Annotated in this window: 10 protein-coding genes; 6 read left to right on the forward strand and 4 right to left on the reverse strand. The window is 69.1% G+C overall.

Annotated elements, in window-relative coordinates; all coding sequences use genetic code 11:
- Positions 1-495 precede the first annotated feature (495 nt).
- The 3 genes from MYF83_RS36240 (at position 496) to ettA (ending at position 4,633) form a co-directional block, all read left to right on the forward strand.
- Positions 496-1,278 (forward strand): single-stranded DNA-binding protein, encoded by a 783-nt coding sequence (locus MYF83_RS36240; protein WP_248965323.1) that lies wholly within the window; start codon positions 496-498, stop codon positions 1,276-1,278.
- Between the two features lie 372 nt (positions 1,279-1,650).
- Entirely contained in the window at positions 1,651-2,958 is a 1,308-nt protein-coding gene (locus MYF83_RS36245) for a GGDEF domain-containing protein (protein WP_248965368.1), read from the forward strand.
- Between the two features lie 10 nt (positions 2,959-2,968).
- Complete coding sequence (gene ettA, locus MYF83_RS36250) at positions 2,969-4,633, forward strand: energy-dependent translational throttle protein EttA (protein ID WP_248965324.1); 1,665 nt, start codon at positions 2,969-2,971, stop codon at positions 4,631-4,633.
- A gap of 81 nt (positions 4,634-4,714) precedes the next feature.
- Here the strand turns inward: ettA and MYF83_RS36255 are convergent, their stop codons facing one another.
- From MYF83_RS36255 to MYF83_RS36270, 4 genes are all read right to left on the reverse strand, one after another.
- Positions 4,715-6,256 (reverse strand): glycoside hydrolase family 13 protein, encoded by a 1,542-nt coding sequence (locus tag MYF83_RS36255; RefSeq protein ID WP_248965325.1) that lies wholly within the window; start codon positions 6,254-6,256, stop codon positions 4,715-4,717.
- A 30-nt stretch (positions 6,257-6,286) separates the two neighbouring features.
- On the reverse strand, positions 6,287-6,676 hold the full coding sequence (locus MYF83_RS36260; RefSeq protein WP_308201561.1) for a globin: 390 nt from the start codon (positions 6,674-6,676) through the stop codon (positions 6,287-6,289).
- 14 nt (positions 6,677-6,690) lie between these two features.
- Positions 6,691-7,629, reverse strand: a complete 939-nt coding sequence (locus tag MYF83_RS36265; RefSeq protein WP_248965326.1) for a mechanosensitive ion channel family protein — start codon at positions 7,627-7,629, stop codon at positions 6,691-6,693.
- Positions 7,630-8,193: 564 nt separating this feature from the next.
- Complete coding sequence (locus tag MYF83_RS36270; RefSeq protein ID WP_248965327.1) at positions 8,194-8,463, reverse strand: hypothetical protein; 270 nt, start codon at positions 8,461-8,463, stop codon at positions 8,194-8,196.
- 324 nt (positions 8,464-8,787) lie between these two features.
- On the opposite strand from MYF83_RS36270, the gene MYF83_RS36275 reads away from it, so the two are divergent.
- The 3 genes from MYF83_RS36275 (at position 8,788) to MYF83_RS36285 (ending at position 13,056) form a co-directional block, all read left to right on the forward strand.
- Positions 8,788-10,356: an NsdA family TPR-like regulatory protein gene (locus MYF83_RS36275; RefSeq protein WP_248965328.1), complete on the forward strand. Its 1,569-nt coding sequence runs from the start codon at positions 8,788-8,790 to the stop codon at positions 10,354-10,356.
- Positions 10,353-10,850 carry a GNAT family N-acetyltransferase gene (locus tag MYF83_RS36280; protein ID WP_248965329.1) on the forward strand — a complete coding sequence of 166 codons (498 nt, stop codon included), beginning with the start codon at positions 10,353-10,355 and terminating at the stop codon, positions 10,848-10,850. The genes MYF83_RS36275 and MYF83_RS36280 overlap by 4 nt, the downstream gene beginning before the upstream one ends.
- A 241-nt stretch (positions 10,851-11,091) precedes the next feature.
- Positions 11,092-13,056: a tetratricopeptide repeat protein gene (locus tag MYF83_RS36285; RefSeq protein ID WP_248965330.1), complete on the forward strand. Its 1,965-nt coding sequence runs from the start codon at positions 11,092-11,094 to the stop codon at positions 13,054-13,056.
- Positions 13,057-13,148 lie beyond the last annotated feature (92 nt).

The following is a 13,148-nucleotide window of genomic DNA, read 5'->3' on the forward strand; positions in this document are numbered from 1 at the left end:
CTCCCCGCGCTGCCCCCTGGCTGCTCCCATTCGCTTTCCGCCAGCCCTCCTTCCGCCCGCCCTCCTTTCCGCTCGCCTTCCCCTTCCGCTGCCTCCCCCTGCGCCTACCCCTGGCCGCTGGCGATGCCCCTTCCGGCCTGCTCTGTGCTTGCGCATTTGGGCGCCGGGTCGGCGAGTAGTGGTACGGCGATCCCGGCGCCGCCGTACGTCGGCCGGCCCTGAACGTCCGGTGCTTCCTGGGTATTCGCTGGTACGGCGGTGAAGGGTGTCGTGGGGTGGGGAGCCGATGAGGCGGCGGCGCCTAGTGCTTTCAGCGGTGGCGTTGGCCAGTTCAGGTATCTGTGACCTGCGGCTTTCCGGGTTTTCCACAGAAGGTCGTTCGGCGTGGCTGCCTGTCCACAGAACGGAGTTCGGCAATCATGGAGAGTGACGGGCCGGACCAGACTGGCTCCCATGTCGGCGGAGATGGTCCGCCGGCCCGCCATGGGAGGCACGATGAACGACATCTACATCACGCTGGTCGGCAACGTCGCCGCCGACCCCCGGCAGTACCAGCTCAACGACGGCTCCCGGGTCACATCGCTGCGGCTCGCCTCGACACGGCGCGTGTTCGACAGGCCGTCCCAGACCTGGCATGACGGCGAGACCACTTTCTACGCCGTCCGTTGCTACCGGGCGCTCGCGGAGAACGTCGCCCGCTCCATCAAGCTCGGGCAGCCGATCGTCGTTCACGGCAAGCTTCGCATCCGTTCCTATGAGCGCGACGGTGAGCGGCGGTTCATGGCCGAGGTCGAGGCCACCTCGGTCGGTCACGATCTGCGGCGTGGAGTGAGCAGCTTCGAAAGACCGCAGCGAGGTGTGACCGCCCCCGTTTTCGACGAGATGGCGCGAGAGCAACTCGCGAACAGCACCCGCGACTGGGAGCTCGGTGGCGGGCGCGGTGTCCCCGCTCTCGTGCCCGGCGACCCCGCAGGCCCTTCTGATCTGCCGTCTGGCGAACTCTCCGGCCGTTCGGATCTCGTACTCGGCGATGCCACGGGCGCGAATTCACCGCGCGGCGCCGGTGACGGTTGGGGTGGTGCCGATCTCGATACCCAGGGGGCGGCTGGAGGTGATCTCACCCATGAAGCAGCGGAAGTGGCCGACCTCGCATACGTGCGCACGGCCGAAGACAGTGGCTCCCGGCTCGGCGTCGAGCCGGCGAGTGACACGGAGGAAGGTTCGGCCGATGTGGGGTCCTGGCAGGCACAGGAGGCCGTCGAGCCCCTGGCCGCCTGAGCCGTCGCCCGCCAGGGCTGCGTCGGCCGTGCTCACTCCAGGGCCCAGCCGGCGCACCCACCTCGGGGTTCCAGCCGTTGCCGCCCGACCGAGCCTCCGGCGGGTGGCCACCGGGTGGGGGAGCGTGGGGTCGCGGCGTTCGGGCGTCTGAATCAGGTCCAGATGATGCCTCGCACCATGGCTGCTCCTTTCCCACAAGGGAGCCGCTCGTCGCGGAGCGGTCACATCGAGGCCAACGGACGGAGATGGCCACAGTGCTCAACGTAGCGGTTCCCTTCGCGGGGCGCACACTCTGCGACTATTGTGTTACACATCGTGAGACATAGAGTCGAGGCAACGAACCGGTCCGGATGGATGTGAGCTTTGGGGGATGTGATGACGGCGTCCGGTGATATCTCGATCCAGCCACGCGACGGCATGCTCTCGCTAGCCGACCGATGGCCGCTGCTGGCACAGCCCACCGCCCTGGTCGTCTATCTCTGCGGCACTGTCGGGCTCGCCCTCGGCGCGGCGGGATATCTCGCCGCCTCGACCGAGTTCCGCTGGTCGGAGCTGCTGACCTTCGTGGCGTTGATGGCGTGTGGAGCGGTCTGCATCGAGGCGACCCGTCGCCTGGGCATGCCGGCGGGTGTCTCCCGTGACCTGCTCTCCGCATGGTGGCTTCCCGTCGCCTTGCTACTTCCACCGGTCTACGCCCTGCTCGCGCCGCTGCCTTTGCAGTTCCTGCTCCAGATCCGCGTCCGGGCGACCGTCCTGTACCGGCGGGTGTTCAGCGCGGCCGCGATCGGCCTCGCGGCCGGTGTCGCCTCGGTGGTCTTCCACTCCGTGGTGCGCGACCGCACGGGGCTGTCGCTCGGGTCGAGCGGGCCGCTGGCGCTGGCGGTGGGCTGCGCCGTGCTCTTCACGGTGCTCAACACCGCCTTGATCGCCGTCGCGCTGCACGTGTCCGAGGGGGACACCCGCTGGCGGGACGTCCTGTGGGACCGCGAGCGGGTCATGCTCGACGTCGTGGAGCTGTGTCTCGGCGTGCTGGTCGCCATCGCCTGCGGCCTGAGCCCGGTCCTGCTGGTGCTGACGCTGCCCCCGGTCGTCCTCCTGCAACGCAGCCTGCTCCACGCCCAGCTCAAGGCCGCCGCCCGCACCGACGCCAAGACCGGGCTGCTCAACGCGACCGCCTGGCAGCGGGAGGCCGACACCGAGATCGTCCGGGCGCGGCGCACAGGCGAGACCCTGGCGCTGCTGATCGTCGACATCGACTACTTCAAACGGGTCAACGACACCTATGGTCACCTGGTCGGCGACCAGGTCCTCGCGGGCGTCGCCACCGCTCTGCGCAGTCAGCTGCGCGACTATGACGTCGTCGGCCGGTTCGGCGGCGAGGAGTTCGTGGTGCTGCTGCCGCGCGCCGACGTCGCCGAGGCCCGCAGGGTCGCCGAGCGCCTGCGGTCCCGCGTCGGCAGGATGGCCATCCCCGTCGACGACGCGATGATCACGGTCACGGTCTCCGCCGGAGTCGCGATCATGAGCCTTCACGGCGACGACCTGATCGAGCTGCTCGCGGCGGCCGACCTCGCTCTCTACCGGGCGAAGGAGCTCGGCCGCGACCGCATCTGCCTTCCGGTCGCGCCGGTGTCGCCGCCTCCTGCCCGAGCGGACAACTCCGACGGTGGAATCCCCTAGTCTTAGGAGCATGCCCGAGTACATCTATACGATGCAGCGTGTCCGCAAGGCGCACGGCGACAAAGTCGTTCTTGACGACGTCACGCTGCATTTCCTGCCCGGAGCCAAGATTGGTGTGCTGGGCCCCAATGGCACTGGTAAGTCCACTCTGCTCAAGATGATGGCAGGCCTGGAGCAGCCGTCCAACGGCGACGCCCGGCTGATGCCCGGCTTCACCGTCGGCATGCTGCAGCAGGAGCCGCCGCTCAACGAGTCCAAGACCGTCCTCGGCAACGTTCAGGAGGGCGTCGCCGAGACGCTCGCCATGCGCGCCCGGTTCGAAGAGATCGCCGAGCTCATGGCGACCGACTACAGCGACGAGCTGCTCGACGAGATGGGCAAGCTGCAGGAGGCGCTCGACCACCGCAACGGGTGGGACGTCGACAGCCAGCTCGAGCAGGCGATGGACGCCCTGCGCTGCCCGCCGCCGGACGCCGATGTCACCAAGCTGTCCGGTGGTGAGCGCCGCCGCGTGGCGCTGTGCAAGCTGCTGCTGGAGCAGCCCGATCTGCTGCTGCTGGACGAGCCCACCAACCACCTCGACGCCGAGAGCGTCCAGTGGCTGGAGCAGCACCTGGAGAAGTACCCCGGCACCGTCCTGGCCGTCACCCACGACCGTTACTTCCTCGACAACGTGGCGACGTGGATCCTCGAGCTCGACCGCGGCCGCTGCTACCCCTACGAGGGCAACTACTCCACCTACCTGGAGCAGAAGGCGGCACGTCTGAAGGTCGAGGGCCAGAAGGACGCCAAGCGCAAGAAGCGCCTGGAGGACGAGCTCCAGTGGGTGCGCTCCAACGCCAGGGCCCGCCAGACCAAGAGCCGGGCGCGTCTTCAGCGGTACGAGGAGATGGCCGCCGAGGCGGATAAATACCGCAAGCTCGACTTCGAGGAGATCCAGATCCCCCCGGGGCCGCGTCTCGGCACCACGGTGATCCGGTCCACCGGTCTGACCAAGGGGTTCGCCGACCGGCTGCTCATGGAGGATCTCTCCTTCGACCTGCCCCGCAACGGCATCGTCGGCATCATCGGCCCGAACGGCGTCGGCAAGACCACGCTGTTCCGCATGATCATGGGAGATGAGACGCCCGACACGGGTGACGTCATGATCGGCGACACGGTCAAGATCTCCTACGTCGACCAGGGTCGCGGCAACATCGACCCCACCAAGAACGTCTGGCAGGTCGTCTCCGACGGCCTCGACCACATCAAGGTCGGCCACGTCGAGATGCCCTCGCGCGCCTACATCGCGGCGTTCGGCTTCAAGGGGCCCGACCAGCAGAAGCCCGCGGGCATCCTGTCCGGTGGAGAGCGCAACCGCCTCAACCTGGCGCTCACGCTGAAGCAGGGCGGCAACGTTCTGCTGCTCGACGAGCCGACGAACGACCTCGACACCGAGACGCTGTCCAGCCTGGAGAACGCCCTGCTCGAGTTCCCCGGCTGTGCGGTGATCACGTCGCACGACCGGTGGTTCCTCGACCGCACGGCGACGCACATCCTCGCGTGGGAGGGCGGCTCCAACTGGTTCTGGTTCGAGGGCAACTACGCCGACTACGAGAAGAACAAGGTCGAGCGGCTCGGTGCCGACGCGGCGCGTCCGCACCGCGTGACCTACCGCAAGCTCACCCGCGACTGACGCGGCGGGTGCGGCAGGCAAGACGTTCCCTGGTGGGGCGGGCACGTACGGCGTGCCCGCCCCACCGGCGTTCCTGACCCCCTAGGCCTGCCGGAGCCAGACGGCGGTGTCCGGGGCCAGGGAGGTCTGGTCCGGCTCGCCGCTGGAGATGAGGATCCCGCCGTGCGGCGGGAGGGGTACGGCTTCGTCGCCGCAGTTGATGGCGCAGATCAGCTCGCCCCGGGTGAAGAGCAGCGTGTCGGCGGGGGAGTCGAGCCAGGCGATGGCATCGGGCAGTGACGCCCGCAGCGATCGGCGGAGCGCCAGCACCCGGCGGTAGAACGACAGTGTGGAGGCCGGATCGCCGGCCTGGCTCTCCACGGACAGATCGGCCCACGCGGCCGGCTGCGGCAGCCACGGGCGCGCGTCACCGGAGGAGAACCCGTACGACTGGGCGTCGCTGGACCACGGGATGGGCACCCGGCACCCGTCGCGGCCGAGAAGCTCGCCGCCGGAACGCTCGAAGATCGGGTCCTGGCGCGACTCCGGGGGAAGATCCTGTACCTCGGGTAGGCCTAGTTCCTCCCCTTGGTAGAGGTAGGCCGACCCCGGCAGGGCGAGCATGGCGAGCAGCGCGGCGCGCCCGCGGTCGAGCCCGGCCTCCGGCTCCAGGGAGCCCTCGCCGTAGCGGGTGATGTGGCGCACGACGTCATGGTTGGACAGCACCCAGGTCGGCGCCGTGACCGCGACCAGAGTGTCCTCGATGATCTTACGGAAGGCGGTCGCGGACCACGGGGCCTCCAGCCAGGCGAAGTTGAAGCTCTGGTGCAGCTCGTCGGGCCGCACGTAGAGGGCGAGGTCCTCGGCCGTGTCGGTCCACACCTCCCCCACGGCGGCGCGGTCCCCGGGGTAGGAGTCGAGCACCTTGCGCCACTCCCGGTAGACCTCGTGCACCTCGGGCTGGCTCCAGATGGGGGAGCGGGACTGGAATCCCTCCCCTGAGGGGGGAACGTCGGCCAGGTCGGCGTCCTTGTAGAGCCCCATCGCCACGTCGATGCGGAACCCGTCGACGCCCCGGTCGAGCCAGAACCGCAGGACGTCGAGGAATTCCTCGTGCACCGCGGGGTTGCGCCAGTTGAAGTCGGGCTGCTCGGGGGCGAACAGGTGGAGGTACCACTGCCCATCGGGTAGTCGCGTCCACGCCGGGCCGCTGAACGCCGACGTCCAGTTGTTGGGCGGCTCCTCGCCGTCCCGGAAGATGTAGCGGTCGCGCTCCGGGCTGCCGGGCGGGGCGGCGAGGGCCGCCTGGAACCACGGATGGGCGGAGGAGCTGTGGTTGGGCACGACGTCGACGATCAGCCGCAGGCCGTGCGCGTGGGCGTCGGCGACCAGGGCGTCGAAGTCGGCGAGCGTGCCGAACAGGGGATCGACGCCCCGGTAGTCGGCGACGTCGTACCCGCCGTCGGCCATGGGGGAGGGTTGGAACGGGGTCAGCCAGATCGCGTCCACGCCGAGCCCCGCGAGATAGGGCAGGCGGGAACGGATCCCCTGGAGGTCGCCGATGCCGTCTCCTGAGGCGTCGGCGAAGCTACGGACGTAGATTTCGTAAACGACGGCGTCACGCCACCAAGGGGAGTTCTTCACATGTCCTTGGCTGCCCCTGTATCCGGGGACTTATGCGTTCACCATGCTCTGAGCCGCGTACACGAGGTAGGTCCAGAGTTTGGTGGACAGCTCCTCGGGCAACTCCAGGGAATCCACGGCGTCGCGCATGTGCTTGAGCCAGGCCTCCTGCTCGGGCTCGCCGATCACGAACGGGGCGTGGCGCATGCGGAGCCGGGGGTGGCCGCGCTGCTCGCCGTAGGTGGACGGGCCGCCCCAATATTGGATGAGGAACAGGCGCAGCCGCTCCTCGGCCCCGTGGAGGTCGTCCTCGGGGTAGAGCGGGCGGAGCAGGGGATCCTCGGCGACGCCCTGGTAGAAGCGGTGTACGAGGCGCTCGAAGGCCTCTGAGCCGCCCACGGCGTCGTAGAAGGACATGGATTCCGAAGGAGTAGCGGACACGGTCTCCAGCCTACTCAGACCCCGGCGAGGGCGATGCCCGCGCGGTCGAGCGCCCACTTGACGCGCATGCGGAGCTCCCGGGCGACCTCGGCCTGGTGTGCCGGGACGGTCTTCACGGTGATCCTGAAGATCATCGCCTTGTCGGAGATCTGCTCCAGGCCGTAGACCTGGGGCTCCTCGACCATCGCGACGTCGCGGAAGGCGGGATCCTCCCACATGTCCGAGGCCACGCCCTTGAGCAGGTCGCTGATGCCGGCGATGTCGGCGTCGTAGGCCACCGGGACGTCGACCAGGGCGCGCGACCAGCCCTGGGACTCGTTCCCGATGCGGGCGATGGTGCCGTTGCGGACGTACCAGACCCTGCCGTCGGCGTCGCGCAGGCGGGTGATGCGCAGGGTGACGGCCTCGACGGTGCCGACGGCGGTCCCGGTGTCGATCATGTCGCCGACGCCGTACTGGTCCTCCATCAGCATGAACATGCCGGCGATGAAGTCCTTGACCAGTTCCTGGGCGCCGAAGCCCACGGCCACGCCGAGGATGCCGACGCTGGTGAGGATGGGCGTGAGGTCCTGTCCGAAACGCCCGAGGATCATCAGCGCGGCGGTGCCGAAGACGATCACCGAGGTGAGGCTGCTGAGCACGGAGCCAAGGGTCTCGGCGCGCTGGCGCCGGCGCTCGGTGAGCACGGCCGCGGCGCCGTCCACGACCGCGGTGGACCTCATGCGGAGGCGTTCGGGCATCACGCCCTCTGCCGCGCGCCGGATCACCCGGCCGATCAGCCGGTGCAGGATGGCGCGCACGATGAAGGCGGCCACCCCGATCAGGACGAGGTTGATGAGCCATGTCACCGGCGACGCCCACCCGGCGGGCAGGACGTTCAGCAGCGCGGTGCACAGCACGTCGTCACCGCCGCCACTGACGCAGGTCTGCGTCACGGCCTGCGTCATGTCCATCAGAAGCTTGTCAGGTGACGGTACGGGTGTGGGGTCCATGGCGGACGGGAACACGCGGTTGAGCCCTTCGGATCGGGTCGGTCGGCGGAGACAATTATCGGTCCTTGACCTAGACGGAACGGTACTTGACCCAACTGAATCCGCCGACCGGCCCGGCCGCCGTCACGTTACGCCGGGGAAGACGGGAGTACCCGAGCCCGGGGCCGCGGAGGGCGGGCTTGGGCGCCCCGATGACGGGCGGCCCGGGACGGGACACGCACCCGGAAGCGTGTCCCGCACCGTTTCCGATCGGGGAGTTCCCCGATCACCACCGGGCCTGGATGGAGGTCTGAGCCCGGTGGCTGTTCATGGGATGCCGGCGTGCGCCGGATGGTGACGCCCCGGCAGGCGCCGTGTGCTCACGGCCCGTGCCGGGGTTACGGAGCCGGCGGGATGCCCAGCGTCCGGGCGGCCGTGTCTCCACGGACGCCGGACGCTCCGCACCGGGCACCCCGCCGACCCCGAAGAGCCGCGGTGTGCGGGAGGGGACACGGTGACTGCGCTGCACCGCGTCCATCTCGCGTCTTACTCGCTCACCGCGGCCAGTACGCGGGCGACCTTGGTCGCCGCTCCCGCCGGATCGTCGACCTGGTGCATGCGCTCTCCCCACGACCACCAGAAGTAGGCGGGGGTCGCCTGCGGCCGGCAGGTGACGTTCTCGGCGAGGCTGGTGGCGTTCGGGTTGATCACGCGGACGAACGCCCGTCCCGACTGCGTGTGCACCACCCGGGCCAGCAGCCCCCGAGCGTCGAGCTCGTCCGCCAGTCGTTCCAGGTGTTGGAAGCTGTCGTCCACTTCGAGCCTTCCTCTAGACCGATTCGGCGGCGACGGTGCCGCTGAATCGGGGCTGGTTGGCCAAATCTGACTCACCTGTGCCGATGGGTCAACGAAGGTTCGAAGGCGCTTGGGTAAGGGGATATTTCAAGTGGGTTGAAAGAACGTCCCCGGCGGGGGACGATCCTATGCCAGCAGGTTCGAGCGTCCTTTCACGTGCGGTCATAACTGGTCCATCATTCTTGATAGACGCAGTGTGACACGGCATGACGCTGCGTCCGCGCAGGTGGGACCGGTCGGGCTAGGTGACCAGGATGAGCGACTGGCCACGAGAGAGGGGCCGGTATGTCCGGAAGACAGCACAAGGAAACGGAGTTAGCGCGGCGCACCCGGGCGCGTGGCCTGGCGGTCGGGCGGAGTCCAGCTCGAATCGCCGAAGAGATTTTCGAAGAGTGCGGCCCTCATTTCGGGACAACTCGAATCAAATCTCACCGTCTCGCCCATGGCATCGCCCTTGCCGACGTGATCGAACAGGTACGTGCCCTATTCGAACGCGACGGCAAACCGGTGCCCGGCATCGGGGAGACGCTTCTGAGCGCCTACGAGAGCGGGCTGAAGCGTCCCGGTCCCGAGTACCTCCATTACCTGTGTTCCGTCTACCGGGTCGAGCCGGTCGCCCTCGGATACGACGGCCCGTGCATCTGTGGCCACGGCCACCGCATGCCGGGCGTCGTGCGAGGCGGCCAGCAGGAGACCGAGCCCGACAGTCCCCCAGATTCGCGCGAGCTGTGGATCAAGCCGCTCAGCGACCCCTCGACGGACGGGGGTGAGGAGGACGAGAACGTGTTACGAAGGACGCTTCTGCAGATCATCGCGGGTAGTGCGGCCGTGCCGATGAGCGCTCCGGTGCTCGGCGCGGCCGACAACATCCGCAAACGGATGGACGAGACCCTTGTGTCGACCACCGTCTCACCGGCCATGCTCGATCACTGGGAGGAGGCGGCGACATCCTTTGGCCGGCAGTACATGAACACACCGCCGATGCGGCAACTGTGCGACGTACTGCTGGAGTTCAGCACGGTGCGCCAGGCGATGGAGCGTCACCAGCCGATCGACCTCCAGGAACGCCTCTGCGCCCTCGCCGCGCGGCTGTCCGGCCTCGCCGGCATCATCATGATCGACCTCGGTGACCAGAGGATGTCCAGGTCGTTCTTCCGCACCTCCCGCATGGCCGCCGACGAGACCGGCGACCGGGCGCTGCGCGCCTGGGTCACCGCCCGCGAGGCCCTGGTGCCGCTCTTCCTCGGCGATCCGCGCGAAGCGCTCAACCTGGCCAAGAAGAGCCGCGACCTGGCGGGCCAGACACCCTGCGCGGCCAAGGCCATGGCTCCGGTCGTGGAGGCCCGGGCGCTGTCGATGCTGGCGAACTCCGGCGGCAAGAAGGACGTCGTCGACCAGGCCAAGCGGGCGCTGTCGCGGGCGCGGGCCGCCTTCGCCCAGATGACCCCCGCCCAGCAGGAGGACACGGTCTTCGGGTACACCGAGCGCCAGCTCTACTTCCACCAGGGCGACGCGCTGACCCGGCTCGGCCAGACCATAGAAGCCGACCTGATCCTCGAACAGGCACTGGAGAAGTACGAAGGAGACCTGCTCGACCAGACGCTCATCCGGTTCGACCAGGCGCAGTGCAGGCTGCTTGAGGGCGATGGTGACGAGGCGTTGCGCATGGGGATGGAGGCGGTGCGACGGGTCGGCGAGGGCTTCCGGACGGACATCATCCTGCGGCGCGCGATCGAGCTTGCCATGGCCATCCAGACCAGGTGCGGCGACATCCCCGGGCTGCGGACCTTCCAGGACGTCCTTGCCTCGCCGGCTCCCTCGACGTCGAGCTCGACCGCGGAGGCCGATGCATGACGCTCTCGCTCAGACGCTATCGCTGGTCGGATCGGGAAGCGGTCTCGGAACTACATCGCACCTGCCTGGCACAGGTCGGGATCACCCTTGGGGACGGCGTCTACTACGAGGACGACATCCCGCGCATCAACCAGATCTATCTGGCCGATCGGGGCGAGTTCCTGGTCGGTGAGGTGGAGGGCGCCGGGATCGTGGCCATGGGCGGATTGCGGCGTATCGACGATGAGACCGCTGAGATGTGCCGGTTGAGGGTCCGCCCGGACTTCCAGCGGCGCGGGTTCGGCACGCGCGTCCTCGACGCTCTGGAGGGGGCGGCGGTCAAGCTCGGCTATCGCATGCTCCGTGGTGACACCACCCTGCGGCAGGGCGCCGCTCTGGAGCTGTACCGCAAGTACGGATGGCGCGAAGTACGGAGGGAGGAGAGGGGGGGACTGGTCGTTGTTTACGGTGAGAAGCACCTGGAGCCCCACCCCTCCACGCAACTAGCTCATTAGCGACAAATATCCACTCAAGTAGAACAATCCATGTGTAATGCTTGCGGATGATTGATTTGTCCTAATAATTAGGTCTTTGTAGTGAAGACCCGAGGGAGGGACACCCAGTGAAAAAGATCATCGTCCGCAAGCCCGGCATGGTGCACCTGACCGGTACGGCCAGTGCGATCCACAAGGGGTGACCAGCCGCCCTGGTCATCACCTCTGGATCCATGGGGGGAACTCACCGGACCGCCTGGGCATGCTGGGCGGTCTGGGCCTGGATCCTGGGCTGGTCGTAGTGTTCGACGCGCACCGTCGCCTGCGCGGGCCCTACACCTTCGGCGGGTCCCTGCTCGCTGCGCTGGTGCCGGCCGCGTTGGAGCGCTCCTCTGACGTGGTCGCGCGGCATGACATCGAGATCCGAGCGGCGGCGCCCGATCTTCGTGATCGGGTGATCGCCCGCCGGGAACCGCTCGATGCCCGCCTTCCGGCCGAGGAGCGCATTCTCGTCCCGGCTCCTCGCCGCACCTTACGGATCGCCAACGGAATCGCGGAATTCGTCCGGAACAGCGGGGTGGCTCCCGAAGTGATCGTCGTCGACAACATCGACGAGGCCGACGGGACCGACCGCGAACTCCTCGCCACGCTTGTCCGCCGTTTCGCACCTGAGCGATTGACAATTGTGGCGTGTTCCAGTAAAAAGCCGCATGATTCTTTCCGAGGCGAAGTCATAAAGGCCGAATTATCGGCTTTGGGGGAACCGGAAAACCTCACGGCGGCCCGTTACGTCGCCTCCGACGGCGCCCTCGACGACCCTCGGGCGGCAGAGGCGTACCTGGCGCTGCCTGCGGCGGAACGCGCCCGCCTGCACGACCGGCGGGCCGGCGAGCTGGCCGCCACCGGTGAGCCGTCGTGGTCCCTGGGGGCCATCCCCTACCACCGCGAGCACGGCGGCGACCCGGCAGGGGCGGGCGTGGAGGCCCTGTGGACGGCGCTCGACCACTGCATGCGGGAGGGGTTCCTGGACGCGGCGGCCGACCTCGGGGCACGCGGGCTGCGGCTCGCCGAACCGGAGACGCACCGGTGGTGGGATCTCGTCCAGGGCACGGCGACGGCCCTGGCCGGGCTCGGCCGCAGGGACGAGGCGCGCGATCTGTACGACCGGGCCCGCCGCGTCAGCCTGGACGCCGAGGTGCACTCCGCCTCGGCGTACGGGACGGCGATGCTCGACGCGCGCCACCCCGATCCCGCCCGGCGCGACCTCGGCCGGGCCCAGGGGTGGGTCAACGAGGCCATCGCGATCTCCCGCCTCCTGCCCGACCGGGCCCTCCGGGCGTTCAAGCTGGGGTTCGACCTCAACGGCAAGGCGCTCATCGAGATGCGCGGCGGCCACGCCGATCGAGCGCTGAGCCTGGTGGAGGAGGCCATCAAGCTGGCGGAGACCGACCTGCCGCCGGAGCGTCACCCGATCCACCGCATGGTCCTGCGCGCCAACCGGGCGCAGCTCCTCGGGATGCTGGGGCGGCCGGAGGAGGCCCTGGCCGCCCTTGCGTCCGCGATCGCGGTGGACCCTTCCTACCCCGACTACTACCTCGACCGCGGCAACCTGCTGTTCCGGATGGGACGGCCGGACGCGGCACGGGCAGACTACGAGACGGCGATCGAGCTGAGCCCGCCCCTGCCCGAGGGCTACTACAACCGCGCCCAGCTGCTGCTGGCCACGGGAGATCTCGACGGGGCCAAGGCGGACCTCGACCATGTCCTCGAGCTCGACCCCGGCTACCTGGACGCCTACATCAACCGGGCCGGCCTGCTCGTCCAGTTCGGCCTGGACGAGCAGGCGCGGGCGGATGTGACGGCCGGGCTCGTCCTGGCCCCCGGCAACCCGCACCTGTCGTGCGTCCTCGGTCAGCTGGAGGCCGCGGCGGGCCGGCACGAGGAGGCCAGGGCCGCGTTCGACGCGGCCGTCTCCGGGGCTCCCGGCCTCGCCCTGGCCTGGGCGAACCGGGCGACCCTGCGGTACGAGACCGGCGACCCGCAGGGCGCCGCCGCAGACCTGACGCGGGCACTGGAGCTGGGTGAGGACCCCGCTCTCTACTTCAACCGGGCGATCGCACTGCGAGACCTCGGCAGGCTTGAGGAGGCCCTGGCCGACCTGCGCCGCGCCGGCGAGCTGGACCCCGGGGACCCCGACATCCGCAAGGCCCTGGAGGAGGCCGGGTGAACGCGGCGGGGGGGGGCCGGGGCCCCCCCCCCCCCCCCCCCCCCCCCCCGCCCCCGGCACCGGGCCCCGGGTCCGCCCCGCCCGCCAACAGT

Origin of the sequence: Sphaerisporangium perillae (genome assembly GCF_023276435.1) — a bacterium.
Taxonomy (GTDB): Bacteria; Actinomycetota; Actinomycetes; order Streptosporangiales; family Streptosporangiaceae; genus Sphaerisporangium; species Sphaerisporangium perillae.